The sequence below is a fragment of the Segatella copri genome, from assembly GCF_024330485.1.
GTDB lineage: Bacteria > Bacteroidota > Bacteroidia > Bacteroidales > Bacteroidaceae > Prevotella > Prevotella copri_L.
Map to the genome: position 1 here is coordinate 16,238 of NZ_JANDWX010000002.1, position 25,454 is coordinate 41,691.

Annotated in this window: 22 protein-coding genes; 8 read left to right on the forward strand and 14 right to left on the reverse strand. The window is 46.7% G+C overall.

The features are described from left to right. Positions 1 to 6: 6 nt before the first annotated feature. Positions 7 to 1,083 carry an NAD-dependent epimerase/dehydratase family protein gene (locus NNC77_RS02745; protein ID WP_200756370.1) on the forward strand — a complete coding sequence of 359 codons (1,077 nt, stop codon included), beginning with the start codon at positions 7 to 9 and terminating at the stop codon, positions 1,081 to 1,083. On the opposite strand, the gene NNC77_RS02750 is transcribed toward NNC77_RS02745, so the two are convergent. Continuing rightward, a complete protein-coding gene (locus tag NNC77_RS02750; RefSeq protein ID WP_118192090.1) occupies positions 1,080 to 1,949 on the reverse strand; it encodes a LicD family protein in 870 nt (289 codons plus the stop codon). The genes NNC77_RS02745 and NNC77_RS02750 overlap by 4 nt on opposite strands. 121 nt (positions 1,950 to 2,070) lie before the next feature. Between NNC77_RS02750 and NNC77_RS02755 the strand changes: the two genes are divergently transcribed. After that, positions 2,071 to 3,507 (forward strand): lipopolysaccharide biosynthesis protein, encoded by a 1,437-nt coding sequence (locus NNC77_RS02755; protein WP_118139785.1) that lies wholly within the window; start codon positions 2,071 to 2,073, stop codon positions 3,505 to 3,507. On the opposite strand, the gene NNC77_RS02760 is transcribed toward NNC77_RS02755, so the two are convergent. Both NNC77_RS02760 and NNC77_RS02765 read right to left on the reverse strand, forming a co-directional pair. Continuing rightward, a complete protein-coding gene (locus NNC77_RS02760) occupies positions 3,443 to 4,417 on the reverse strand; it encodes a glycosyltransferase family 2 protein (RefSeq protein ID WP_254969859.1) in 975 nt (324 codons plus the stop codon). The two genes, NNC77_RS02755 and NNC77_RS02760, sit on opposite strands and share 65 nt — an antisense overlap. 48 nt (positions 4,418 to 4,465) lie before the next feature. Then, on the reverse strand, positions 4,466 to 5,803 hold the full coding sequence (locus NNC77_RS02765) for a DUF6080 domain-containing protein (protein WP_254969858.1): 1,338 nt from the start codon (positions 5,801 to 5,803) through the stop codon (positions 4,466 to 4,468). Between the two features lie 228 nt (positions 5,804 to 6,031). On the opposite strand from NNC77_RS02765, the gene NNC77_RS02770 reads away from it, so the two are divergent. Beyond that, complete coding sequence (locus tag NNC77_RS02770) at positions 6,032 to 6,901, forward strand: beta-1,6-N-acetylglucosaminyltransferase (protein WP_254969857.1); 870 nt, start codon at positions 6,032 to 6,034, stop codon at positions 6,899 to 6,901. A 3-nt stretch (positions 6,902 to 6,904) separates the two neighbouring features. Here NNC77_RS02770 and NNC77_RS02775 read toward each other — a convergent pair whose 3' ends face one another. Genes NNC77_RS02775 through NNC77_RS02785 form a run of 3 tightly spaced genes read right to left on the reverse strand, consistent with a single transcriptional unit; the run spans position 6,905 to position 9,846 of the window. Beyond that, positions 6,905 to 8,344, reverse strand: coding sequence for a DUF6080 domain-containing protein (locus tag NNC77_RS02775; protein ID WP_254969856.1), 1,440 nt, complete (start codon positions 8,342 to 8,344; stop codon positions 6,905 to 6,907). A 31-nt stretch (positions 8,345 to 8,375) separates the two neighbouring features. Beyond that, positions 8,376 to 8,813, reverse strand: coding sequence for a GtrA family protein (locus NNC77_RS02780; protein ID WP_153080216.1), 438 nt, complete (start codon positions 8,811 to 8,813; stop codon positions 8,376 to 8,378). Positions 8,814 to 8,865: 52 nt separating this feature from the next. Next, positions 8,866 to 9,846, reverse strand: a complete 981-nt coding sequence (locus tag NNC77_RS02785; RefSeq protein WP_254969855.1) for an acyltransferase family protein — start codon at positions 9,844 to 9,846, stop codon at positions 8,866 to 8,868. Between the two features lie 395 nt (positions 9,847 to 10,241). On the opposite strand from NNC77_RS02785, the gene NNC77_RS02790 reads away from it, so the two are divergent. The 3 genes from NNC77_RS02790 (at position 10,242) to NNC77_RS02800 (ending at position 14,903) form a co-directional block, all read left to right on the forward strand. Continuing rightward, entirely contained in the window at positions 10,242 to 11,663 is a 1,422-nt protein-coding gene (locus NNC77_RS02790) for an ATP-binding protein (protein ID WP_254969854.1), read from the forward strand. An 838-nt stretch (positions 11,664 to 12,501) separates the two neighbouring features. Next, positions 12,502 to 14,697 (forward strand): hypothetical protein, encoded by a 2,196-nt coding sequence (locus tag NNC77_RS02795; protein ID WP_254986855.1) that lies wholly within the window; start codon positions 12,502 to 12,504, stop codon positions 14,695 to 14,697. Positions 14,698 to 14,714: 17 nt separating this feature from the next. Then, positions 14,715 to 14,903: a hypothetical protein gene (locus NNC77_RS02800; RefSeq protein WP_153092394.1), complete on the forward strand. Its 189-nt coding sequence runs from the start codon at positions 14,715 to 14,717 to the stop codon at positions 14,901 to 14,903. 1,223 nt (positions 14,904 to 16,126) lie between these two features. Here NNC77_RS02800 and NNC77_RS02805 read toward each other — a convergent pair. The 8 genes from NNC77_RS02805 to NNC77_RS02840 all read right to left on the reverse strand — a co-directional run bounded on the left by NNC77_RS02805 (position 16,127) and on the right by NNC77_RS02840 (position 24,020). Next, positions 16,127 to 16,768, reverse strand: a complete 642-nt coding sequence (locus tag NNC77_RS02805) for an HAD family hydrolase (protein WP_254969852.1) — start codon at positions 16,766 to 16,768, stop codon at positions 16,127 to 16,129. Between the two features lie 4 nt (positions 16,769 to 16,772). Continuing rightward, entirely contained in the window at positions 16,773 to 17,678 is a 906-nt protein-coding gene (locus NNC77_RS02810) for a decaprenyl-phosphate phosphoribosyltransferase (RefSeq protein WP_254969850.1), read from the reverse strand. Between the two features lie 35 nt (positions 17,679 to 17,713). Continuing rightward, positions 17,714 to 18,718 carry an acyltransferase family protein gene (locus NNC77_RS02815; protein WP_119237660.1) on the reverse strand — a complete coding sequence of 335 codons (1,005 nt, stop codon included), beginning with the start codon at positions 18,716 to 18,718 and terminating at the stop codon, positions 17,714 to 17,716. Positions 18,719 to 18,727: 9 nt separating this feature from the next. After that, positions 18,728 to 19,873, reverse strand: coding sequence for an acyltransferase family protein (locus tag NNC77_RS02820; protein WP_254969849.1), 1,146 nt, complete (start codon positions 19,871 to 19,873; stop codon positions 18,728 to 18,730). Between the two features lie 2 nt (positions 19,874 to 19,875). Then, entirely contained in the window at positions 19,876 to 21,783 is a 1,908-nt protein-coding gene (locus NNC77_RS02825) for a phosphoethanolamine transferase (protein WP_254969848.1), read from the reverse strand. Between the two features lie 55 nt (positions 21,784 to 21,838). Beyond that, positions 21,839 to 22,411: a nicotinate (nicotinamide) nucleotide adenylyltransferase gene (gene nadD, locus NNC77_RS02830; RefSeq protein WP_153080210.1), complete on the reverse strand. Its 573-nt coding sequence runs from the start codon at positions 22,409 to 22,411 to the stop codon at positions 21,839 to 21,841. A gap of 3 nt (positions 22,412 to 22,414) precedes the next feature. Further along, on the reverse strand, positions 22,415 to 22,990 hold the full coding sequence (gene gmk, locus NNC77_RS02835; protein WP_153092384.1) for a guanylate kinase: 576 nt from the start codon (positions 22,988 to 22,990) through the stop codon (positions 22,415 to 22,417). A 151-nt stretch (positions 22,991 to 23,141) separates the two neighbouring features. After that, positions 23,142 to 24,020 (reverse strand): YicC/YloC family endoribonuclease, encoded by an 879-nt coding sequence (locus tag NNC77_RS02840; protein ID WP_022120347.1) that lies wholly within the window; start codon positions 24,018 to 24,020, stop codon positions 23,142 to 23,144. Between the two features lie 91 nt (positions 24,021 to 24,111). Here NNC77_RS02840 and tsaB point away from each other — a divergent pair, with 91 nt between their 5' ends. Beyond that, positions 24,112 to 24,804 carry a tRNA (adenosine(37)-N6)-threonylcarbamoyltransferase complex dimerization subunit type 1 TsaB gene (gene tsaB, locus NNC77_RS02845; RefSeq protein ID WP_040553267.1) on the forward strand — a complete coding sequence of 231 codons (693 nt, stop codon included), beginning with the start codon at positions 24,112 to 24,114 and terminating at the stop codon, positions 24,802 to 24,804. Between the two features lie 29 nt (positions 24,805 to 24,833). Further along, positions 24,834 to 25,433 (forward strand): DUF4290 domain-containing protein, encoded by a 600-nt coding sequence (locus NNC77_RS02850; protein ID WP_006847970.1) that lies wholly within the window; start codon positions 24,834 to 24,836, stop codon positions 25,431 to 25,433. The last annotated feature ends 21 nt before the right edge of the window (positions 25,434 to 25,454 follow it).

Genomic DNA, 25,454 nt, shown 5'->3' on the forward strand with positions numbered 1-25,454 from the left:
CATGTTATGATAGGAAATTCACCATATAAGGAAGATATTGCGCGCCTTTTCCGGGAAGGTTTGGAATTGGGGCGTCTGCATGGCAAGACCATTCTTGTGGCTGGTGCTACAGGATTGGTAGGAGGCTGTGTGGTTGATGTGCTGATGCAGAATCCTGCCCGGTGCTACAAGGTGATAGCAGCCGGAAGAAACAAGGAACGTGCCCGACAGAAGTTTGCTGCCTATTGGGAGGATGAATCTTTCTTCTTTGCAGAGATAGACGTTACCCAGCCTGTCATCAAGAGCATGGACAGGATGATAGGGGAACCTGTCTATAATGAGTTGGCTGAGGGCGCTGATTACATCATCGATGCAGCCAGCAATGCGAGTCCTAACTTCTTTAAGCAGAACCCTGTAGAGGTGATGAAGGCAAACATCAACGGCGTATCCAACCTGCTGGAATATGGATTGAGTCACCGCATGCAGCGCATGGTTTATATCTCTTCGGGTGAAATCTATGGCGAGGGCGATGGCTCTGAATTTACCGAGAAGAGCAGCGGCTATGTGGATTGTGCATCGGTGCGTGCCTGCTATCCATCTTCCAAACGTGCTGCCGAAACGCTCTGCATGGCATACGGAGCAGAGTATGATGCCGATGTGGTGATAGCCAGACTGAGTCATACCTACGGCCCGGGCTTTACGGAGAGTGACAATAGGGTGTATGCCCAGTTTATCCGCAATGTTCTGAAGGGTGAGGATATCGTCCTGAAGAGTAAGGGTGAGGCTTTCCGCTCCTGGCTTTATGTGGTAGATGCCGCCCATGCCATCTTGCGCCTCCTGCTGGATGGCGAGAGGGCAAATGCCTATAATGTGGCTCATTCAGAATCGAATATCTCCATCCGCCAACTGGCAGAGCTGATAGCCCGGAAAGCGGATAGAAAGGTGGTGTTTGATATTCCTGAGGCGGATGCGCAGCAGGGCAATACCACGCCTATCACCAAGGCAACCTTCAGTACGGATAAGCTCAAGGCTTTAGGCTGGAAACCGCTCTTTGATGTAGAAGAAGGTTTCGGACATACCTTGCAGGAAGTGAGGGAAGGCTAAAGCTTTCTTTTAATCTCATCCCATGTTTCCCGCTTTTCCATGTTCAGATAGTAGCGAAGGTGTTTCTCTACTCTCTGTTCTACGGGTGGAAACTTCATATAGTCGCCAAAGAAGTGGCGCAGATAGGTATCAGCCTGCTCCGGCAGCAAGACGGTGGTATCCTCGAACGGGAATTCCTTGCCCTTGCCGAGCCATTCCTTCGGGAAAATCTCCTTATAGTGGTAGGAACCTGTATTCACCAGTACGTTCTTCGCCTTATCGAAGTCATACCGGTGACTCATCTCGTCCATCTGCTGGATGAGGCGGTGGCGCATCTTGCTGCGGCAGAAGAAGGCGATCGTCTTGATGGCAAAGCGGCCCCAGGTTTCCTTGTGCAGGAGCAGGGAGATGTACTCAAAGAAAGTATTGTGGGTGGTTACGGCGTTCAGACGGTTGATGGTCTTAGAGTATTTGCGATACAGCGCCTTTGCCGTTTCCAGGTCATCGTCGGTGGCATCAAGAGGGAAGATATCTACGTAAAGACCGATGATGCAGGGACGCTCCTTCTCCTCGATAAGGGTGGTTTCGCGATTCACGAGTTTGGAGAAATACAGAGGGTATGACTCGTTGTTGTACGGAGTTACTACCTCGTATTTGCCAAAGTCTTCATGCTTGGCGATTTCGAGCAGACGGTCGTAGTCGGGGCGTGGCATCAGTACGTCGATGTCATCGTCCCAGGGAATCATTCCGTGGTGACGGGCGGCTCCGATGGCGGTGCCGGCACAACAGTAATATCTGAGGTGATACTTGTTGCAGATTTCGATGAAAGCCTTCAATATATCGAGTATTGTGGCGTTCCATTCCTTCTTGATGTTCTTAATATCCATACTTTTTCTGTTTTACGGCTGCAAAAGTAAGCAAAAAGTTTTGAACTTCAAACTATTTATGCTACTTTTGCATTCTAAAAAGTAAAAACAAGTAATATTCCATATTTATCAGATAGAAACGATGGCAGAATCATTAAAGGAAAAAACCGCCAAGGGATTGTTCTGGGGAGCGATGAACAGTGGCTCTACCCAGGTACTCAATATCCTCTTTGGCATCTTCTTGGCGCGTTTGTTGTCGCCAGCCGATTATGGTATCATAGGCATCCTCACCATATTCACCCTGATAGCGGGCAATCTGCAGAGTAGCGGGTTTACCCAGGCACTGGTGAATATCAGAAAACCCACCGACAACGATTATAACTCGGTGTTCTGGTTTAATGTCCTGGTGAGTCTTACCATGTATGTGGTGCTCTTTTTCTGTGCGCCGCTGATAGCAGATTTCTTCCATCAGCCTTGTCTCACCTCCCTGTCACGCTTCGTGTTCCTGAGTTTCTTCATCTCTTCGTTTGGCATCGCCCAGAACGGATATATGATGAAGAACATGATGAACAAGGAGATTACCATCGTTAATTTCATGGCTCTGATCAGTTCGAACGTCGTGGGACTGGTACTGGCATTCAACGGCATGGCTTACTGGAGTCTTGCCTGGCAGCAGGTTATCTTTATCCTCGTGCTGAATATAGGAAGATATTATTATACGGGATGGCGCCCGAACTTTCATATCGATTTCGGACCGGTGAGGAAGATGTTCGGATTCAGCGTGAAACTTCTGGTTACCAACATCATCAATACGGTGAGCAACAATGTGTTGACCTTTGTCTTCGGCAGGTTCTATCCGATTAATGATGTGGGTAACTATAGTCAGGCATACAACTGGGACACCAAGGCTAATTCGTTTGTTGCCAATACGGTGGGACAGATAGCTCAGCCCGTCTTGGCTTCTATCCAGGACGATAAGAACCGCGAGTTGCTGGTGTTCAGAAAAATGCTCCGTTTCACGGCATTCCTTTCTTTCCCTTTGATGTTCGGCTTGACTTTGGTATCACGTGAATTCATTCTGATTACGATTCATGAGAAATGGATAGCCAGTGTGCCGCTGTTGCAGATTCTCTGCGTGAGCGGTGCCTTTATGCCTATTTACACGCTTTATCAGAATCTGGCTATCAGCAAGGGGCGTTCTGATGTATATATGTGGTGCAACATCGGTCAGGTAGTGGGTTTGCTCGCCTTGGTATTGTTCTGTCATCAATATGGCATCCAGACCATGGTGATAGCCTATACCGTATTTATCATCGCCTGGCTTCTGGTCTGGCAGTGGATGATGAAGCGTGTTGCCGGATTGCGGTTCCTGGATGTGGCAAAGGATATACTGCCATTCATGCTCTGTGCGGCAGCCACGATGGTAGTTACCTATTTCATGACCCGCAGCCTGCAGAACATCTATCTCCTGCTGCTGGTTCGTCTGCTGGTTTCAGCCACCATCTACTTCTGTATCATGAAACTGCTGAAGGTGCAGATATTAGAAGAGTGTATAGCTTTCTGTAAGCGAGGTAGATAAGATTCACCCTCTTGACAGGTACCCCCTTTTTGATGAACTTGATGATGAGTCGGATGAGGCAACTCTTAGGCTTGTAGTCGAGCGCCTGATCCACCTTTTCGAAGGCTACATGAGCGTTTGCTGCCCAGCGGTAGGCATTGACGATGCCTATCTCTGTGGCTCTGAGATACTGATGTTCCGTATCGTTCTGCTCAAAGAAATCGATGAGTCGGCGGGTTGACTTGAAGTATGACAGGAGGTTCTTTTCAGAGATGTTGTGATTGTAGGAATTCTCATTGTCGGTACGGTAATAATATACTGCATCATCGATGTTCATCTTTTTGCCATAGAACATAAACTGGGCATTCCAGAAAAGATCTTCCGCATAGTTGATGCCCTCTTCAAAGAATATCCTGTGCTCCATGATGAGCGAACGCTTATAGATTCTGCCCCACAGCCGGTTGGTGATGATGTTCTGGCAGACAAGCAGTTTGAGCAGCTTCTCATCAGAAACTTCAAAAGGTTTCTGGAGCATTCCTGCCTTTCCATCGCACCACTCCCGGTAGCCGCCATCAATCAGGTCGGCATGGCTACTATCTGCCTTTCCTGCCAGTTTCTCCACAGCATCTTCCGGCAGCATGTCATCGCTATCGGCAAATAAAAGATAATCGCCTGTAGCCGCCATCAGTGCCGTCTGTCTTGCAGCTCCCACGCCCCGGTTTCTGTCGTGGTGGATGATGCGTACCTGTTGTGCTCTTTCAGGATATTCTTTCAGGAGCGCTTGCAGGATACCGATGCTTTTATCAGGGGTACAGTCATCTACAAAGATGTATTCGATAGACGCATACGACTGCTCGAACAGTGAACGGGCGCACTGTTCGATATATTTTTCTACTCCATAGATAGGGGTTAAGATACTTATTTTCAGCATGATGGTTTTAATCTAAGATACTTTTTTATCTTGTCGGGTTCTCTTTTTTTATCTTGTGAGATACTGGAATATCAGCGTGCTGTTATAGAAGAACAGGAAGATGGTGATAACTGCGAGTGTTCCACGAAGATAAGGCAGATATTTCTCCTTACAGTTTCTGATGATATATCCGATACAGATTGGAATGATGAACGCCCAATGGGCAGCCATGATATAAACCTCGTTCAGTCCGAATCCCATGACCAGATGAATGAAGGCATCGCATGCCACCCATGAGGCTGTGAGCCAGAGAAAGGCCGATCTTCTTCCCATCCAAAAGCCCATACACAGCAGAATCACGATGATTCCCTCTATGATATAAGGAATAGGGGTCTGGTATTTCACGAAAATCGGGCGATGGCTGTGGATATCTTCCAGCAGATGTTCTCTGTGCAGAATAAGCGATTCGCCAAAAACGTTTTCAACCAATGATTCAGAACGGGAGATAGACATATCTGCCCATGAGAGCATGCCCCGTTTCTGGATATTTTTGCCAGCGATAGCCTTATCGTGCTTCTGTTTCTGGTCCATTTTTGCCCTAAAAGTACTGTCTTTCGCAGCTTTCTGAGCCACGAGCCGTTCTCCTTCCAGGCGATTAGGAATAATGAATGCCTTATTCTGGTAGATGCCTGCAGCACCTATCAGAAGGGTAGGCAAGATGATGCCCAATGCCAGATATTTCGGGCGGAAGAGTTTTTTGCCATTGGTAAAGAGGGCGGCAAGGAAGGTCTTGGCGCCATTGCTCAGCGTGATGCCTGCCGTGAAGAAAAAGAGCAGGGCTGTTTGCCACCAAGGCATGCTGCGGTGTTCCTGCTGCTGTTTGCCTGCCAGATAAAGTGTCATCGACAGGAAGAAAAGCGACATGCCGAAATGGTCATCTACAAAGGTGACGAGCAGCACGTAGGCAAAGGAAAAAAGCATCGCTGTGAGCACATTGCTGTCTATAGCCTTCAGCTGCATCACCTCTCTGAAGATTCTTCTGAAGAAGAGGGTGGAGTAGGTGGAGAAGAATGTCATCATCACCGCCACGATGGAAGTTGCCCAGTTGCGGGAGGTGAGTTCTATCAGCCAGCCGTTCAGTAGCGAGAAAGGATAGAGGAAGAAAGGGAGCATGGGATGGCGATACTCCGTGTAATACACCTTCCACTTCGAGAGGGTAAGGTAGGTGTAGGGGTCGAAACCTGAAATCTGAAAGTTTTTGGTGAAGAGCGTCCAGAATCCTGCTTTCGGTTTGCCGAAATCATCAAAATGATAGGTTATCATCAGCACATTGAAGGCGATGATAACGATGAGTGTAATCAAGGCAAAGAGCCTTTCTTCTTTTTTAATTCTAAATATATTGTTCATTCTCTGATTATTTTTTTGCTGGGCTGATGCATGCCGCATCTCCTTCTTAGCGCTGCAAAAGTAATTGTTTTTTCTGAATATTCAAAAAGAAAGGCTCTATTTTGTGTCTTTTTTCTGATAAAAACGGAGTTTTATTTTGTATTCTCTTTTATTTGGTGTATCTTTGTCGCAATGATGATGAAAAAGTCATCAGAACGGACAGTTGGATAATAAAGATAAATAATGACAATGAAACATGCTTTTTTGATAATGGCTCATGGCAGTTTACCGCTTCTGAGGGTATTGCTGTCGATGCTCGATGATGAGCGTAATGATATATTTCTGCATATCGACCGGAAATCGGATATGCTGGATGGTGCTGAACCGCTGGTTCTTTCCAAGGCACGCCTCTTTTTATTGGAACAGAGGGTGGATGTGCGTTGGGGAAATCTGAGCCAGATTAAGGCGGAGTATGTGCTTTTCGAGGAGGCTTTGAAGCATGGACCTTATGCCTATTACCATCTGCTGAGTGGTCAGGATTTACCTATCAAATCGCAGGATTACATCCATCAGTTCTTTGAGGAGCATCAGGGTAAGGAATTTGTGGGCATCAATCATGGTGAGGAATTTGAATGGGATTGCCGCCGGAAGATGATGCGTTATTGGCTATTTACCAGTCTTACCCGCTCGAAGTATGGGGCTTTGAATGCCATTACCAGGCGACTGAATAAATATCTTTCGATGCTGCTCATGCCGTTCCTGCATCGCCAGAAGATGGATTTTGCCAAGGGTGCCAACTGGGTGAGCATCACGCAGGCATGCGTGGAGTATGTGGTGAGCCAGAAGCCGTTTGTAGTGAAAAGATTCAATTATACTTTCTGCCCTGATGAATTCTTCCTGCAGACCCTGGTATGGAATCATCCCGATTTCCGGGCCGCCTTGTACTCAGAAAAAGATGAATATGAGGGCTGTATGCGACTCATTGACTGGAAACGGGGCAATCCATACGTCTGGACTTTGGCAGACAAAGAGGAGCTGGAACAAAGCAACCGCCTCTTTGCCCGTAAGTTTGATATGAAGCATGAGGATATCATCCGCTGGATCAAGGCTTCTTGCTAATATTTATCCTAGCATGTAGCCTGCCAGCAGATATCCGTTGCTTATCCACAGATAGAGGGTGATGGCGAGCATCAATCCTCTGAAGCCCCATTTCAGGCTCTTTCCTTTTGCCTTGAGCGCCAGGAAGGCGATGGCGATAGGAAGGGCATACATATAGTGGGCAGTCATGATATATACCTCGTTGATACCGAAGCCCAAACCGATATGTAGGGCAGTATCCATCAGGAAGAATGTCAGGGTGAGCCAGAGGAACTTTGATTTTCTTCCGGCAAGGATGCCAAGTAAGAAAAACACAACGATGCATGCCTCTACCACATAATTGACCGCAGACTGGTATTTCACGATAACCGGACGGTTGCGCAATACATCGCCCAGAAGGTTCTGCTGGTGCAGCATGATGCTTTCACCGAAGAAATTCTCGACCAGAGTTTGCGAGCGGGAAGTCGTCTTGTCGGTCCAGTTCATGAATTCGCCCTTGGCGATAGGCTTGCCCGTGTTCTTGTTCCATATCTGTTTATGGTCACGAACATATTTGGCATGCGCTTTATCCTTGATGATTTTCTTGACGGCAGCTTCTACCTTTGCCGAGTCTTTCACGCCAGTGCTGTCGCGGTATTGCTGGTAAATCTTGGCTGTGGCTTCCTTGTTTTTCTTCATCTTAGCCTCGTGTCTTGCCATCTCATTAGGCCATACGAAGGTGCGGTATTCCCATCTGGCGAAAGCCCACATGAGTGCGGCAGGAAGGATGACTCCTATCAGGAAGTATTTGATACTGAAGAACTTTCTGCCATTGGTGAAAAGGGCGGCAAGATAGGTCTTCAGACCATTGTTGAGCGATACGCCCGCTGTAAATACAAAGAGCAGGATAGTCTGCCAGATGGTAAGCTGTCTGCCTTTCTTCATGCATACGCCTGTGATATACAGGGTACAGAGGAGTATGATCATCGACATGATGAAATGGTCGGGTACCATCGCTGAAACCATCACATAGGCGAAAGAGAAATAGAAGGCAGAGAGCAGATTGGCATCAAAGCGCTCTGTACCAATCACTTCTCTGAATATACGGTAAAGAAAAATGAAGGAATAGAAGGCGCAGAACACCAGGATAGCTCCCACGACAAACTGAACGCAGTTGATGCCGGTAAGCATCATCAATCCTTGATTTATCTGATTCGGGATATACATGAAGAACGCCAGCAGCGGGTGGCGGTATACGTTATATTCTGTGTCCCAGTGAGATACGATGCTATAGGTAAGCGGGTCGAAACCTGCCACATGGAAGGTCTTGACAAAGAGTTTGTGATAATTATCTGTAATCTGCGAGAACTGGCTGTGGTATTTGATGACAGTCAGGGCATTGAGGGCACATGCTATGATGAGTGCGACGAGTGCTGAAACTCTTTCTTCTTTCTTGATTTTAAAAATATCGAATATCTTTTTCATATCTTTCTTTTATCGTGTTTTGGGAATCCCCTTATTTCTTCAGGAAGAACCTTACCAGGAGAAAGTTTACCGGGATGCAGATGCAGAGGGTGGGTATCATAGCCAGCTGTTTGGCTAGACCCAAGCCTACGAAGAGGTTGAGGCAGAGGGTCTGCATCGAGTAGTTGACGATGTGGGAGAGGGTGAATCCTGCTCCGCGTTTGGCATTCGCCTTTACCTTGAAGGTATAGCGGGTACTGGCGATGAAATTGAAGATGAAACTCACGATATAGGCGATGGTGTTGGCTGTAGTAGCCAGACTGTGGTCGCCCATGTTGGGGATGAAATGGGTCAGTGCCGGCATCATAGCCAGGTAGATGACATATTGCAGTACCGTAGCCAGTCCGCCTACGATTCCGAATCTGATGACTTCGCCCAGCTTCTCTCGCTTGGCATCATCCATATTATTTATCTTGTTCTTGATATTCATGTTGCAAAAGTACTTCAAAATCTCCAAATTACCAAATATATCCTGGTATTATTTATCTCAGCATCTTTCCTTTTCCGAAGAGATAAGCCAGATGGGTCTTCTCCATCATCTTGGCGATGCCGATGCTTCCGGCTATAGCGATGAAGATGGTAACGAGGGCAAAACAGATTTCGCTCCTGTCCCAGCTAAAGAGGGGATGATAAAACTTGGCTGCCATCGTAAAGATAGGGTGGAAGAGGTAGATGGGCAGCGTGTTGCGGCCTATATATAATAAGGTGTCTTCTGTCTTTCGGACGCAGGCATTATCCTGTAGGCGTTTGATGAGGCTGTGTATCCACATCAGGGATGAAATGCAGCACCAGCAGGAGAAGACGATGGCGAGCGTGCCCCAGTCGTACCATTCTTCTAAGCCCAGCAAGTTGATCCAGAGCAGCAGGGCTACCGGTGAAGGACGGAAAATTCTGTCAAAGCCGATATGGCATTGTCTGAGTACCGCTCCGATGAAATAATAGGTGGCGGCACTGGGCGAAAGAGCGGGTGTCTTGGACAGGAGCAGGAGTAGGGTGGCGAAGATGAAGAGGTTTGTGGTGGTGCTCATCGTCGTTTTTCCCTGTCTGAGGGCTCCCCAGGTTGCTCCCTTGAAACTGACGTAATAGAGAATGCCGCAGATAATCATGGTCTGGATGAACCAATAAGGACCGATGGAAGTAACGAATATCTTCTCGCAAATCTGAGAGAGTGACAGTTCCGTGATGCCATCTCTCACCGGCATGAAATAGGAGAGGACAGAGAAACCGGTTACCATGATGACGTAAGGCAAAACGAGACTCATCAGGTATCTTCCCATCTCCTTTGGGCTTTTCTCGATATTCACGAGATAGCCCGTGATGATGAGGAAGGTAGGCATCATGAACGAGAGAATGCCTGCCTTGAGCTGGGGGTATGCGTTGCCGAAACTCACGATATGAATCAATATCATGAGAATAATGAGTATGGCTCTTATCCAGTCGATGTCTGTATTCCTTTGTTTCATAATGAATATATTCAAAATCTTTACTTGTTGATGTTACAATTGGGGGCAAATATACATAAAATATTCTTTTCCTCAAAATCTTTTTGCCTAAAATCCCCCAAATTCTCAAAATCTTTTTGGTTGAAATCCCCCAGATTCTCAAAATCTTGCCTGTGTAAGTCTTAAAGAACTGTACGGCACGGGCTGAAAGCTCAAAAGCTCTTTGCCCAAGGGGATAATAGCAATCTACAAGGCATTCTATAGCCAAATCGAAGGAAAATTACTCGATTTGGCTATAGTATAACCTATTCTTTAGCCAAATCGAGTTAAAATTCATCGATTTGGCTAAAGAATCCTTGTTTTTCTTGAATAATTATCTTATATTTGCACCATCATTAAAGTTAGATTAAAAAGGTATGGAGCAAATTATCGGACGAAAGAAAGAAATCGAGCTGTTGACAGAATATTATCATTCTGGCAAAGCTGAGTTTGTGGCTGTATATGGCAGGCGTCGTATCGGCAAGACTTATCTTGTGAGAAATCTCTTCCGTGATAAGTTTGCCTTTGATATGTCTGGGTCTATAGAGGCACCAGCTGAGGCGCAACTCTCTAATTTCGGGTTTGCGCTGAGGGAATATGGAGATTCCAAACAGCCTATTCCTACGAATTGGACAGAGGCTTTTGAGGCATTAAAACAGTTGTTAAAGGCAAAAATGAAAGGAGAACGACTCGTTGTTTTTATCGATGAACTACCATGCTTGGATACGCCGAAATCTGGTTTCCAACAGGCTTTTGAGCACTTTTGGAACGGATGGGCAGCTTACCAAAGTGAAATCATGCTTATCGTTTGTGGCAGTGCCACGTCGTGGATGATAGCCAATCTGATAGATAGTCATGGTGGGCTTCATAATAGGATAACGCACGAGATGTATCTTGCTCCTTTTACTCTTCGTGAGACGGAACTGATGCTGCAAGCTTATGGATTCTCATGGACTCGCATTTCTATCCTTCAGATATATAGCATCCTTGGTGGGGTGCCTTATTATCTCAGTTTGTTGGATAAAAAGCAAGGTGTGGAAGGGAATGTCGACAGATTGTTTTTCTCATCCCATGCTGAACTGAAGCGAGAATATGGAAGACTATATTCGTCCTTGTTTAGAAATTCTGAGGTCTATATGCGTGTCATAGAGGCACTTGCCTCATGCAGACAAGGTATGACCCGAAAGGAAATCATGGAGAAATTGAAGCTGAAATCGGGTGGAACTTTGACAAAGGTTCTTAGTGAATTGATAAATTGCGATTTCGTAAGAGGGTATAATACCAGGGATAAGAAGATAAAGCAGAAAGATCAAATCTTTCAGCTCACCGACCTCTATACATTATTTTATATGACGTTTTGCCATCCTGGTACGACGGACACGGAATATTGGACTCACTTGATGGGAAAACCTCGTCAAAATACTTGGTATGGCTTGGCTTTTGAGCGAGTTTGCATGTTGCATATTCCTCAAATCAAGCATTTCTTGGGGATAGACCAAATCCATACCGAGTATTATTCTTGGCGAAGTAAGGTTTCAAAGCCAGCTGCGCAAATCGACTTACTGATAGAACGTGCCGATAATCTCGTGAATCTATGCGAAATCAAGTATTCGCAGATGCCTTACACGATCACTAAGGAGGAGGATATGCGCATTCGTAATCGTATGGCTGATTTCGTGGCAGAAACAGGGATAAAAAGTGGCATTATCCCAACGATGATTACTACTTTTGGCGTGCGCCTTACACAGTATGCAGCCTTGGCTCAAGTACAAATCACAATGGACGACCTGTTCGTATAAATTCGTATAAACAAATGGTGCTGTGTCATAAGTCCGTAATACTGGTTTGTAAGTCCGCTAGGCGTTGTTTGCCTTGACTTTTGGATAAAATCAGCCATTGTTTGCCTTGACTTTTGGATAAAAGCTGTATTCTTGGAGGCGTATATAAACACCCCAAAAGATACATAATCTTTACAATTCTATCTTTCGAAAGAATGCGGAAGATTAAATCAAAACAGGCTAACAAATGTTACATATAGGGACAGCATAACGAACATGCTGCCCCTTTTTTCTTATTGTTGGCATTACGCAAAATGGACTTTCGGGAGGCTCTGAGAGACGGAAAAGAGTGACTATCCGGCTACAAATGCTGCTCCGGATGACAGGAAGCCTAAATTGCTAATTTTTGTAAAACACCAGAGAGAAGCGACATTTTTATCGAAAAAATCCCTTTTAGTTGTCGCATTCCCCCACCAATGCGACACCTAAATGATAGGAATGCGACACCTAGGCAGGGGAATGCGACACCTTTTTCCAAATTATTTTTGTATATTTGCAGCATGATTGCTAGATTGGAGCCATGCCGGTTTGCTGTCCGACATACCTGTTCATCATACAGACAAGCCTCTTATGTTTCCAGGAATGATCTTCGCTCTGATGATCCAATGGACATGATAGCGAAGCCTATCCCATCATAGAGGAAATCTCCTGATCTTTGCGATAAACTGGCAAGCAGATATATAAGACAAAATATTAACATTAATCATTTATAACAAAACGTGTATGAAAAAGAAACAATTACACAAACCGAATTGGGCCGTCACGATGCTGCTGCTCGTGATGGCTATCCTCATGCCTTATGGGGGGGGCATGGGCACAAACACCGAAGCGGCCTGCCAGTGGTGATGGCAAAGTAGACAGTCCTTATAAGATATCCACAGCTGCCGAACTGGCGTGGTTCCGCGACCAGGTGAATAGTGGTTATACTACTATTTCAGCCACGCTGACTAAAGATATTGACTTGGCAGAGTTCTGCCATGCGAAGGATGGCACCAAGTATACTAAAGAAGTCAGTTGGACTCCTATCGGTAACTCTGATAATATTGAAAATATGTACCAAGGTACATTTGACGGCAACGGGAAGACCATCAGAAATCTCTACATCAATGACATCTCTGAGTTTATCGGTATCCCCTGCGAAGCCGGTTTCTTCGGCTATGCAGAAAAGGGCAGCATCAAGAACATCACTTTCGACAATGCAAAGGTAAAGACTACTGCTGATGATTATCGTACTGGAATTTTGGTAGGAGTTGCAGGCTCTTGTATTGAAAATATCAAGATCTTGGCTAACTGTTCGGTAGAAGGAAAAAACTACGTTGGCGGAATAGCAGGAATGGCAAGTGGCGACATCGGCAACTGCGAAAACCATGCAAAGGTGAATGGTGCAAATGTTGTAGGAGGTATTGTAGGTAACTATTGGCAATCCGTCAAATCCATCATTTCATGCGCCAATTATGGTGTCGTAACAGGAAGTGAGGAATGCGTTGGCGGCATTGCTGGATATTTTAACTCAGGAACCATTCAGAATTGTGCCAACTATGGCGATATAACTGGAGCTGATTTTGTCGGAAACCTGATAGGAGATGGTTATATATGTAATCTGAACAATGTGCTTGGCACTGGTAATGTTATTGCTACTTCTGATACAGAGAGTGCCGGTCTCCTTGTTGGACGCATACAAGATTCCTCCAGCACCGCTTCTGGCATCTTGGCATACAACAGCAGCGCGAAGCTTACCATCAATAAAATTGAGCAGACAGGTAATGCTGTCAAGGCTATCGGAAAAGGCTCATTGACTTATCCTGCCGGTAAGAATGAAGCTGACGTGGTCAAGGCATTCACCGCAGAGCAGCTGAACAGCGGCGAGGTGGCTTACCTGCTCAACGGAAGCAAATCAGAAGGTGAACTGGCTTGGTATCAGAAACTCGGCACAGATGCTTATCCTGTGCTTGTTGCAGAAGAGGGCAATACTGTATATAATGGAACATTCAATTACTGCGATGGAACGGCTTCCTCATATAGCAACAGTTCTTCTGATAGTGAATTAATTCACGTAGCATCTGCCACTATAACCAGTCCTGAGTTCGACTCAGCCAAGCACATCTACCACATGGGCTGCCGCAACGAAGGCTGCACTCTTCATAAGTATTTCGCAGATGCAGATGGAACACTGGAGGCTAAGGCAGAAGATGGCAAGTTCTATGTCAAGGATCTGATCCTTACCGATGATGCTTCTTTAGCCATCAACACCCAGGCTAAGTTCACGGTAAAGGACCTGCAGTATAGCCGTCAGCTTACTGAGGGACAGACGGGTTATGTAACACTCTGTCTTCCTTTCGATATCAAAGCAGCTGATGTTGCTGGTGCAGAGAAGTGCTATCCGGTAGGAGATATGATGATTCACATGCCTACAAATGATGCAAGTGTATTGAAATTCGTTCTTATGCTCGATGAGCAGACTGTTATCAAGGCTGGTACACCGATGATTGTTAAGCTTGGTGCAGAGGGCACTGCTCAGAAATTGGTTGCAACGGCACAGAATGTAGAGTACAACGCCAACTTCTTTGCAAATCCAGCAGCCAAGTCGCTGACTCTGAGAGACTGGGATGGCAAGTCGGGTATGATGCCTATCTGTCATGACTTGGCGAGTGCCACAATAGGCGGTGTCTATACAGCTACAACTCTGGGAACAGGAAGCTACAGTTTGCGTGAAGGTGGTAAATTCGGTGTTCACGAAGGCGAATTGTCTCCTTATCGTGTATATCTGAACATTCAGACATCACAGTCGGCTCCTTCCCGTGCCATGATGTTCAGCATCGGCATGCCAGACGACAGTTCTACCACCGGCATCCGCATCATCAATATGGCGGATGGCATGCAGACGGGTTCGTCCGTAAAGTCAGCAGCCATCTATACCTTAGAGGGTCAGCGCGTAAATGGCACCCCTGGCAAGGGCATCTATATTAAGAATGGAAAGAAATTTATTGTTAAATAATTAAACGATAAGGAATTATGAAAGAAACAATGAAAGGAATCATGAAGAAGAAAGAGTATTTTGCACCATCAATTCAGGTAATCGAGATGGAGCATTCCTGCAGCATCTTGGCAGCGAGTGGAGAAAAGCCAGAGGAGGATGATTACGAGAACTGGGGACCGGGTTATGGAACTAATGATCCAAGATATCCAGGTCAGGGATTGTAATCTGAGGATTCGGATTCTAACATAAGTAAGGGCTGCAAATGGTAGCAATGCCGTTTGCAGCCCTCGTTGTTTTAATGGCTGAAGCATCGAGATGCCATCTTGATTAATCCTGTTTAATCATTCAATATTATTCGTGTTCAATGTTACCGCCCAACGACTTTATTTTCATATCTGCAAGAGATTTCCGGTAAAAGTTACAGAAAAAGTTTCTATGGTTGCACGCAAGTACATGAAGAAGAATACTCAAGTGGCTCAGTCAGCCAGCTCAAGTGGCTCAGTTAAGCAATTCAAGTGGTTCAGTCAGCGAGTTCAGACGTCTCAGTTAGCTGATGCAGACGTCTCGATAAGCTTACGGATACGTCTCAGTTAGCTTACGCAGTAATATCTGTAACCCGATGCAGTCATATTCGTAACCCGATGCAGCCGTATCAATAACCCTGCGCAGCCTTCATATGAATAAGTTTTATGTAATCATCTATCATCCATCACGATTTACATCTATTATACATCTTAACATGCTAATATACAGATACTTGAATGGCGTGATAGATACTTCAAAAATGGAAAAATCCATCACGCTATCCATCACGATTTTGGGTTATCCCTCACGATTTTCAGGAAAGTCAACGTGAATTATAAATAAGTTTTAACCGAGTCAACTCGTCTTACAAATAAAACAAAAAGTGATCAACTAAAATCGTTAAACCACAAAGGTTACGGTTTCATGGCATGAAATATTTTATTTCATACCACGAAACTGTTCGTTTCAAGCGGAGAAACACTTTGTTTCATCCTGTGAAACGAACCGACACGTCTCGTGCCTGCTTTCGTCCATCTGCAAAGGATTTTGCTTTACTCGTAAATGAATTCGGTTACTTCTGCATAATGATTAGCAGAAAAACGTGATAGATAACCCAAAATCGTGATGGATAGCGTGATGGATATTGTAAACTTTTTGTTAATCTATCACGCTAAGTAAAAGAGATAATATCCTCATTATCAAATGGTTAAAGTTTTAAAAATAGAAAACGTGATGGATGTGAGGGATAAAACAGATTTTAAACTAAAAAAATGATGGTATTCTATTAGATACGCGAGTCCGTTAGGCGTTCTATTAGAAACGCAAGCCCGCTAGGCGTATCTCCCTAACGCCTAGCGGGCTCGCGTATACTTGATACGGCGTTTCGCCGTACATGGGTAGTTGGCAAGATACAGGCTCGTTTCTAAATTCTGAAGGGCTTGTAATGTCCTTTGTTGGCGAAGGCGAGCATCTCCTTGTCGCCTCGGCTGTCGCCAAATGCCTCTATCTCGTATTGCGCGCGGTCGAAAGATAATGAGGGGGTGCCGTAGGCATTGGCAGAGGTGGTCAGTGCCTCACAGATGCGATGCACCTTTTCCTCGCCATAGCAGTTGTTGCTCTTGAACTTGCCGGTAAGTCTGCCGTCAATCACTTCTATCTGGGTGCCTAAAACCCAGACTCCATCTAGACCGCGAACTTTAAAGAACGGGCGGACCCAATTGTCGATGCTGGCACTTACGATGAAAACCTGAGCACCTGCAACCAAGGCTTCGTGTACCAGCGTAACACCTTTGGGGCGCAACAGATGCTGGTATTCTTCGGCAAAATCGCGGCAGAGCGCATCAAACTTCTCGATACGCATGCCGGCAAAAAGATGGGCAAAGATGAGTTGCTTCGCCTTCCAGTTGGGAAAGAGATGCAGCTTCATTAGTACCAGGAGCGGACTGTACATCAGGAAAACCATCAGAAAGCGACCGGTACCCTTGGCATATCTGATGAATTCCAGCAGGGTATCGCTTGTTGTCAGCGTTCCGTCGAAATCGAAACAATATAATTTTTTCTTCATTTTCTTATACGATATAAATAAGAATCAGGAAGGAGAGCAACCAGGCAAGCACGATAAACTGGGTGATGCGGTCGCGCAGGATAATCTTCGTAGGGTCACCACTCTTCTGGTCTACCACAGCTATCTGGATGTATCTCAGCAAACCAACCAGCACAAAGACACTCGTAAGATAGAGATAATCAGTATGGAATTTATCAATCACCTCCGGACTCACCGTATACATGATGTAACATACCAGGGTTACGGAAGCCGTAATCGTAATAGCCTGGTTGATGAAGGTGAGGTTGTAGCGGATGGTATTCTTGCGTGGAGCCTCGCCCGTCTTCTCCATGCGCAGCACATCATCGCGGCGCTTGGCAAAACTCATGAAGAGGGTGATGAGGAAGGTCATCAGCACAATCCACTTACTGAGTACGATGCCCGTTGCTACACCACCTGCCAGCAGACGGAGTACGAAACCGAAAGCCACGATACACACATCGATGATGGCATATTGCTTGAATTTGGCGCAGTAGCCGAGATTCAGAAGCCAATAGAAAATGATGATTCCCATCGTCTCCCATGATCCGAGCAGGCTGCATACACCCATAGAGAGGGCAAACATCAGGAACATCAGTCCGTATGCCTGTTTGATGCTGACCGCTCCCGATGCTATCGGACGATGACATTTGACCGGGTGGCGGCGGTCGGCCTCCACATCATAGATATCGTTGAAACAATAGATGCTTGATGCGGCAAAACTGTAGGCGAAGAAAGTAATCAGACCCGCCAGCAGGGCATCTGTATGCAACAGGGCGCCGCCAAAGAACAGCGGTAAGAAGATAAAGCCATTCTTGATCCATTGTTTTGGGCGAACCAGTCGCAGCAGCGCAGCAAAACCTTTACTGTCTTCCAATTTATTCTCGTTCATAAAACTCCTATTTTTCTTAATAAATAAACTCCTTTTTACTTGATAAACTTAGCTAACTCTTTAGAAATCCATCCGGCTATCTTGCTCAGAATCCATGCTGCAGGCAGGGTGATGCCTATGCAGATGAAGAAGGTAGGCCAATAGCCCAAGTGATGCGGTTCTAGGTATTTCAGCACGAAGTGGATATGGAGCAGATAACACTCCAGACTCAGCGCTCCCACAAACATGAACCCCTTGTTAAACCAGCTCGGGGTGCGGCGGAAGATGCGGTTCAGCAGCAGGATGCTGGTAATGGTAAGCGGGATATAGAGCATGCGTTCGAGGAAGAGCGGAAACATGCCGTGCTTCTCCTGTTCCAGGAAGATGCTCGCCAGCAGCGTCATCAGGAACATGAGCCATATCATCCATATCGAAGCGCCGTCGAGCGTCTGTTTCTGTCTGACCATCTCACCCATGTTGATGCCGATGAAGAAGATAGGCACGCGGCTCCAGAAAATCTCCAGGTGTCCTACAGCCTGATGTATCGGGGTAACATATTGTACCAGGATGCACCACATGATCATCACCACCGGCAGCCAGCGGTAGATAGGATGGCGCTTGATGAGTTCCATGTAGGCAGGGGCAAAGAGATAGAGCATCATCGTAGCTGGGATGTACCAGAAGTTGAGCTCATCATGCAGCCAGAACCCCCAGTTGATGGTTATCTCGCCAAAGAGATAGATCCAGTTCCAAGTGCTTCCGCCCTGGAAAGAAGGGATATAGAAGAGGCAGGCTATGATGAGCCAGGTAGGGTAGATGCGCAGATAACGACGGATGAAGAAATGCTTGGCAGAAGGATTCTTCATCCACGAGAACCAGAGACCTATTCCGCTGAGAAAGAGGAACATGTCTACACCGACATTGCCCATTCTGCGAAGCCCGAAAAAGGCATCTTCTCTAGGCAATGCCACATGAAAGAGGATGATGAACAGCATGGCTGCTCCCATCAACTCGCCGCGAAACCGGCTGATATTCGCCAGTTCTATATCTTTTATCTTCATGATTTTCTTTTAATATTTCGGGTTTGGAATCTTCTTCATCAGTTGGGTGAAGAGCCATGCCAGGCAGATGCTCGATATGATGTAGAGGAGCAGACCGGCATAGATGTCGCCCTGACGGCTGATAGGGATGAATATCTTGCGGGTGATAGGGTGGCATACGAAGAGGGCGGCGGAGATGCTGCCCATCCACTCTAATACTTTATAAATACCTGATAGCCAGCTGATGTTCTGGAGCAGGTCGGCTACCAATACGCTCAGCAAACAGAAGAAGAAAGGCACGAAGGTCCAGCCAACCATGCTGCCGCTCAGACTGTAGATAAGCGATAAACAGAAGATGCAGCCAAAGAAGTTGGTGATAGGCGAATGGAACGTCATGAGTATCTTTTCGCCATATCTGGCATAGAGTATGCCCAAACCGAATGGCAGCATGCCGCCCATAAAGTTGTAGCGGTAGCGGTTCATCACTTCACTCTCCGGATTGTCAAAACCCAGGATGAGCTGGATGCCGATGCAGATGGCCATCAATCCTACGGTCCATCCCCAATGACGGCGATAGAGCAGCAGTTGATAGACGATGTAAAGTTGCAGCATCAGACCGAAGAACCAGTACGGACCCGGCCAGATGATGTTATCCGGATTTGGCAATACATTATTGAACATGCCCAGCATCGCAACGATGTCGAGCGCTGCATAGTGGTGAGAGCCAGGCGTGATAAGGTCGAGCATCGTGAATGCCACGAAACCTACTATCATCATCTTGAAGAGTTTCAGATAGTGATAGCGGATAAAGTGGAGCGGTTCGCGCCAGTTGATGCTTCCTGTAAGTTTCTTGCCCGAGATGTTGTACATTCTGGTCTGCTGTTCGGTAGAGAGATGAGGTTTAGCCTCGTATTTCATCACCAGTCCGTAAGCACTCAGAAAGAGGAATACGGGTACACCATAATGACCGAAGAACGAGAGCAGGTGCACAGGCAGGTTGAGGTCCATGCTGACCATTACCTGGTTCAGCCAGTCAACATTGTGCTGGAAGTATTGATACTCGTTCTCCTTGACAATAGGTCCCAGCCAATGGCAGTAGTTATGCAAGAAGATGCCGATGATGGCGAGTCCTCTCAGGGCATTGCATGCCGGGCGTGATAGAATAGCACTATTCATAATCAGTTTCTCCTTTCTTTCTTTTTTACCTTTTTACTTTCTTCCTTTTTTATCTTTTCCAGATGCGCATCACGAAGTTTGTCGTAATCGGCAGAGTTTTTGAGGATACGTGGTCGCATTTCGTCATATTTCGGACTCAGAATGTTATATTCCTCCTTATAGGTAGGTGTCTCAATGCCAGCCAGATACAGCAGGAGATGAGGCAGAGCATCGGTCATGAAGCGCTTGTCCTTAGCCTTGCGTATCTGACGGTAAATGTCGCGGTGGTTCCTGATATATTTTGGCGAACAGTATATCCAGAACGGAATTTCAAACTCATAGTGAGCCAGCGGCCAGTCGATTTCTGCAGAATGGTTACGGCAGATGAAGCCTCGGTTCTCTTCGTAGCATTCCTCGCCATGGTCGGGCACGTAGATGACGATGGCATCCTGCTTCTGGAAACGCTTTACAATCTGGGCTACGATAGAGTCGTTGTAGAGGGTGGCGTTATCGTAATGACTCAGCATCTTGCGCTGGGCATTGGTCAGTTCAGGGCGCTTGTCTTCATAACTGCTTGCCCAGAACCGGGCTTGCTTGGTACGGTAGCGCAGCTTATAGTTTACATGCTGGCCCATCAGGTGGAAGATGGTGAGGTTGTGCTCCTTCTGGAAGTTCTTCAGACTGTCATCATAATCCTTCAGCAGTCCGTCGTCCAGATCGTGGAGCTGGGTGTTGCGATGGTCAAACTGGAGTTTGCTCAGTTCCGGGTTGTTCAGGAAGAAACCGCCGCTGAAGTCGTAAACCGCCTCCTTTGCCTGTGGCAGGAATTCGTTGGTGATGAAGGTTACGTTGTAGCCTGCCTTTCGGAACACTTCAGGGAAGAGCGGATAGTCGCACCATTCGCCTTTCTCGCCTACCACATGGGTAGAGAGCATGTTCTTGAAAACGAAACTGGTCAGGTTCCAGCAGGTTACCACATCGGTAAACTTGGTGAGTTTGCGCGATTTCTCCAAGGCTACCTGCTGTGGAGTGGTATCCATAAAATAGCCGTACTGCTGGGAATGATGGCGGCCGAAGCTTTCGCCGATAATCAGCACGATGTTTGGCGAGCGGTAGCTGCAGCTGTCAACCTTTACTTCGTGGGCAGCATGAATGAGTTGGGTAATCTGATGCGCAGCCAGCTGGTTGGCATAGATACTGAATTGGAGTCGGTAGACAGGCAGATAGAGAACAGCATGATCCTTTTCTGTCAGGATATGCTCTACTTCGCCTATCGTTCTACCGTTCATGAGTTTATGGTAAGCCATCTTGTTGTGCCAGGAGGTGCAGCATCCTATGATGAAGATGATGAGGCATAGGATTCCGAAGCTGGCAGGCATGGCTGCAGTCATGCGGGGGATAGCCATCAGCCGTTTCTTGACAGAAGCCAACTCCAGAATGGTAATGATGAAAACGTATAGCTTGATGAGTTGCTTGCGGAAGATGGCGATGAGAATCTGGATGAGAGCCAGAAGCAGGATCCAGCCCACACTACTGAAGAGAACCTCGGCAGAGATGAGGGCTGAGAGGAAACTGCTAGCCTCTGAACTGTTGGTCTCGCCCACCAGCATCAGCATAGAAGGGTTGAGCGTAGAGCCGAAATTCACGTAGCAATAGGTGTCGGCGGCAGCTGTACTATATAATATAAGGTATAGTACGGCACGCAGACCCCAGCGCACCTTCTTGGGGAAGATGGCGACAACGGCACACACAACATAGAGGTCGACAAAGAGTTCCAGGAACAGGTTGTCGTATAAAGTCCCCTTGGCAGGTGTAGTCACGATAGAACTGATCATGCCCAGCAGGTACATGAACACAAAGAAGTTGGCATTTCTGCGAATCGGCGCAGAAGCCACGTTCAGACACTTCTTAATGATTTCTTTCCAACTCATTTTTTGCTGTTTGTTGTTTAAATATGATTTTAAGCGTTTTCGGAGAGAGGGATGCCTAGAGCTGCCTGTAGTTTCTGACAGCTAGTTGCTCGATGCATTCCGGCACCATTCCCCTGATGCTTTCCTCCTCTTTGATACGCTTTCTGATTTCCGTGCTGCTGATGTTGAGCAGTGGAGTTTCTACGATGGTAACGCCTTCTGGCACATTGCCTATGCAGGCTCCCTGGCGCGGATAAACCACGATGGGATAGTGGGCTAGGATGTCATCGTGGTGGTACCACTTGTCGAAAGCAGCCCAGTTGTCGCCACCGATCAGCAGGGTGAACTCGTTTTCCGGGTAATCCTTGCTGATGGCTTGCAACGTGTGCCAGGTATAAGATGGCTTAGGCAGGCGGAACTCGTAGTCGCATGCCTTCAGTTGTGGCTCGTGCTCCAGCGCTTTCTCTACCATTTCCAGGCGCAGCTGGTCGTCGAGCAAGTCGGTAGCGGTCTTCTTGAATGGGTTCATGGGCGAAACCATGAACCACACCTCGTCCAGGCAGGCCTTCTCGCAAAGGCTTTTCGCCAATGCGATATGGCCCGTATGGATGGGGTTGAAGCTACCGCCAAAGATTCCTACCTTCTTCATTTTTTACTCTGCGTCTAAGAAGGTCTTGACGAGCTGATAAACCTCCTGCTGAGCCTTCTCCAAGTCATCGTTTACGACCACGTGGTCAAACAGAGGGGCGAAGGTCAACTCATAGCTTGCCTTGGCAAGGCGCTGCTCGATAACCTCAGGCGCATCAGTATTGCGGCCAACCAGACGGCGGCGCAATTCCTCTACCGAAGGTGGCTGGACAAAGATGCTCAAGGCACGCTCGCCATAAAACTTCTTGATGTTTACACCACCCTTCACGTCAACATCGAAAATCACCGACTCGCCCTTGGCAAGCTGGTTTTCTACCTGTGACTTCAGGGTGCCGTAGAATCTGTCCTGGTAAACCTCCTCATACTCCAGGAACTCGTCAGCCTCAATCTTAGCCTTGAATTCCTCTGGAGAGAGGAAGAAATACTCTACACCATTCTGTTCTGTACCGCGTGGAGCACGAGAGGTGCAGCTGATAGAGAAAGCCAGCTTCAATTCCGGGTGCTCTTTCATCAGCCAGTTTACTATTGTGCTCTTACCGCTGCCCGATGGGGCGCTGAAAATTAACAATCCGTTCTTCATTTTTTATTCTTCTTTTCTTTATTTGCTGTTTGATAGGGGGCTTTTTGGACAGGCGATATCGCCTGGAACGGGGGCGAGGCTTTCAAAAACGCCACTTGAGGGAGCTTTTGAGGCGGCTCTTGAAGGGAGAGAGGAGGTGCCTGTCTCTTGTTTAGAGGGCATTCAGCACCTGCTCCTTGATCTGCTCCAGTTCGTCCTTCATCTTCACCACGATGTTCTGCATCTCAGCCTGGTTGCTCTTAGAGCCGGTGGTGTTGATTTCGCGTCCCATTTCCTGTGCGATGAAACCGAGTTTCTTTCCTACACCATGACCTTCCTCATTCATGGTCTCGCGGAAATACTTCAGGTGGTTGGCAAGGCGCTGCTTCTCCTCACTGATGTCGAGCTTCTCGATGTAGTAGATGAGTTCCTGCTCCAGGCGGTTCTTGTCGTAATCCACATTCGGAATCTGCTGCAGGCCGTTAACGATGTTCTGTCTGATCTTCTCCACGCGAGCCTTCTCGTATGGCTCGATGCTGGCAAGGAGAGTCTGGATGTTATCCACCTTCTCTGTGAATTTCTTCTGGAGAGCGGCTCCTTCCTGCTTGCGGAAGGCTACGAGATGGTTCACAGCCTCGCAAATTGCATTTTTTGCTACTTCCCACTCCTCATCGCTCAATTCTTCCACATCCGTCTTCGTTGTTACATCAGGAAGACGCAACAGAGTGCTGTACCAGTCGGTTGGCTCAGGAATGCCTGTTTCAGCCGAAATCTTCTTGATTTGCTGGTAATAATTCTGTACAAGCGCCGCGTTGATAGGAGTGGCATCTGTAGTAGCATCCTTATCAATCCAGATGGCGAAGTCAACCTTGCCTCTTTCTAGATTTTTAGAGATATACTGACGGATTTCCATCTCCTTCTCTCTATAGAGCGGAGCAATACGAGTAGAGAGGTCAAGCGTCTTGCTATTTAATGACTTTATCTCTACATTAATCTTCTTTGTTTTAAAGGCCGCGGTAGCTTTTCCGAAGCCTGTCATTGACTGTATCATATAATCTTTCGCGTTAAATTTCTGCAAAAGTACAAAAAAAAGCGAGAAAATGAGTATATTTGCACCTTATTTAAGAATATATTTTTTAATTATGTCGTGTATTTTGAATATTGAGACGAGTACGGACGTGTGCTCAGTGGCAATTAGTGATAGTGGACAGGTGATTTTCAACCAGGAAGATCACACAGGTCCTAACCATGCTGTTAAGTTGGGTGTGTTTGTGGATGAGGCTCTTGATTTCCTCGATTCTCATGGCCTTCCGCTGGAGGCTGTGGCGGTAAGTTGTGGTCCGGGTTCCTATACCGGATTGCGTATAGGTGTGAGTATGGCGAAGGGCATCTGTTATGGTCGCGGTGTGAAACTCATCGCTGTTCCAACACTCGAACTGATGGCAGTGCCTGTATTGCTTGGCGAACATCCTGAGGAGGAAGACGCCCTCATCGTACCTATGCTCGACGCCCGCCGCATGGAGGTATATGCCGAAGTGCTCGACCGCGCCCTGAAGGTGGTTCGCCCTATTCAGGCTGATATTGTGGATGCTGATACCTACAAGGAATATCTGGACCAGCATCATGTGTACTTCTTCGGAAATGGCGCTGCCAAGTGTATGGAGACCATCAACCATCCGAATGCTCACCTCGTAGAAGGCATTGAGCCTTTGGCTAAGAATATGGCTCCGCTGGCAGAGAAGCGTTTCGTAGAGGGCAAGTTCGAAGATGTGGCATATTTCGTGCCTTTCTATCTCAAGGATTTCGTGGCTAAGATGCCAAAGAAACTGCTCTAGAATTATTGATTATATAAAATATTGTAAGAATGAATATAGAAGGATTAGACTATAATACCCAGAGAGCTAAGCTCATTCTGCCTGAGTATGGCCGTGAGATTCAGCAGATGGTAGACCATTGTCTGACGCTTACCGACCGTGAAGAGCGCCAGCGCTGTGCAGAGACCATTATTGCAGTCATGGACCGTATGTTCCCTGAGAACAGAGGGGTAGAGGATCATGAGCAGAAACTTTGGGACCAGCTTGCCATCATGAGCAATTTCCAGCTCGACATCGATTTCCCTTATGATGTATCGGATGCTGTGAAGATAGCAACCAAGCCGGAGCCTTTGCCATATCCTATGCAGCACATCCCGGTGCGCCATTATGGAGCTATGCTCTTCGAGATTTTCGAAAAGCTGAAGACGATGGAACCAAGTGAGGAACGCGATAAACTCGTGGAGCTTACTGCCAACCAGATGCATCGCGACCTGGTAACCTGGAGTCATGGTTCCAGCGATGTAGCCAAGGTAGCTTCCGATCTGGCACGTTTTACCGATGGCAACATCCAGCTCGATCTCGATACCTTCGTTTTCGAGAAGATTGAGGCACAGCCTAAGAATGTAAATAATAATAAGAAGAAAAAGTAATCCACATTATTATATATAGTA

What these genes read in the sequence shown, in the direction of transcription:
- NNC77_RS02745 (WP_200756370.1), top strand. Translation starts at nt 7, where the DNA reads ATGATAGGAAATTCACCATATAAGGAAGATATTGCGCGCCTTTTCCGG.
- NNC77_RS02750 (WP_118192090.1), bottom strand. Translation starts at nt 1,949, where the DNA reads ATGGATATTAAGAACATCAAGAAGGAATGGAACGCCACAATACTCGAT.
- NNC77_RS02755 (WP_118139785.1), top strand. Translation starts at nt 2,071, where the DNA reads ATGGCAGAATCATTAAAGGAAAAAACCGCCAAGGGATTGTTCTGGGGA.
- NNC77_RS02760 (WP_254969859.1), bottom strand. Translation starts at nt 4,417, where the DNA reads ATGCTGAAAATAAGTATCTTAACCCCTATCTATGGAGTAGAAAAATAT.
- NNC77_RS02765 (WP_254969858.1), bottom strand. Translation starts at nt 5,803, where the DNA reads ATGAACAATATATTTAGAATTAAAAAAGAAGAAAGGCTCTTTGCCTTG.
- NNC77_RS02770 (WP_254969857.1), top strand. Translation starts at nt 6,032, where the DNA reads ATGAAACATGCTTTTTTGATAATGGCTCATGGCAGTTTACCGCTTCTG.
- NNC77_RS02775 (WP_254969856.1), bottom strand. Translation starts at nt 8,344, where the DNA reads ATGAAAAAGATATTCGATATTTTTAAAATCAAGAAAGAAGAAAGAGTT.
- NNC77_RS02780 (WP_153080216.1), bottom strand. Translation starts at nt 8,813, where the DNA reads ATGAATATCAAGAACAAGATAAATAATATGGATGATGCCAAGCGAGAG.
- NNC77_RS02785 (WP_254969855.1), bottom strand. Translation starts at nt 9,846, where the DNA reads ATGAAACAAAGGAATACAGACATCGACTGGATAAGAGCCATACTCATT.
- NNC77_RS02790 (WP_254969854.1), top strand. Translation starts at nt 10,242, where the DNA reads ATGGAGCAAATTATCGGACGAAAGAAAGAAATCGAGCTGTTGACAGAA.
- NNC77_RS02795 (WP_254986855.1), top strand. Translation starts at nt 12,502, where the DNA reads ATGGGGGGGGCATGGGCACAAACACCGAAGCGGCCTGCCAGTGGTGAT.
- NNC77_RS02800 (WP_153092394.1), top strand. Translation starts at nt 14,715, where the DNA reads ATGAAAGAAACAATGAAAGGAATCATGAAGAAGAAAGAGTATTTTGCA.
- NNC77_RS02805 (WP_254969852.1), bottom strand. Translation starts at nt 16,768, where the DNA reads ATGAAGAAAAAATTATATTGTTTCGATTTCGACGGAACGCTGACAACA.
- NNC77_RS02810 (WP_254969850.1), bottom strand. Translation starts at nt 17,678, where the DNA reads ATGAACGAGAATAAATTGGAAGACAGTAAAGGTTTTGCTGCGCTGCTG.
- NNC77_RS02815 (WP_119237660.1), bottom strand. Translation starts at nt 18,718, where the DNA reads ATGAAGATAAAAGATATAGAACTGGCGAATATCAGCCGGTTTCGCGGC.
- NNC77_RS02820 (WP_254969849.1), bottom strand. Translation starts at nt 19,873, where the DNA reads ATGAATAGTGCTATTCTATCACGCCCGGCATGCAATGCCCTGAGAGGA.
- NNC77_RS02825 (WP_254969848.1), bottom strand. Translation starts at nt 21,783, where the DNA reads ATGAGTTGGAAAGAAATCATTAAGAAGTGTCTGAACGTGGCTTCTGCG.
- nadD (WP_153080210.1), bottom strand. Translation starts at nt 22,411, where the DNA reads ATGAAGAAGGTAGGAATCTTTGGCGGTAGCTTCAACCCCATCCATACG.
- gmk (WP_153092384.1), bottom strand. Translation starts at nt 22,990, where the DNA reads ATGAAGAACGGATTGTTAATTTTCAGCGCCCCATCGGGCAGCGGTAAG.
- NNC77_RS02840 (WP_022120347.1), bottom strand. Translation starts at nt 24,020, where the DNA reads ATGATACAGTCAATGACAGGCTTCGGAAAAGCTACCGCGGCCTTTAAA.
- tsaB (WP_040553267.1), top strand. Translation starts at nt 24,112, where the DNA reads ATGTCGTGTATTTTGAATATTGAGACGAGTACGGACGTGTGCTCAGTG.
- NNC77_RS02850 (WP_006847970.1), top strand. Translation starts at nt 24,834, where the DNA reads ATGAATATAGAAGGATTAGACTATAATACCCAGAGAGCTAAGCTCATT.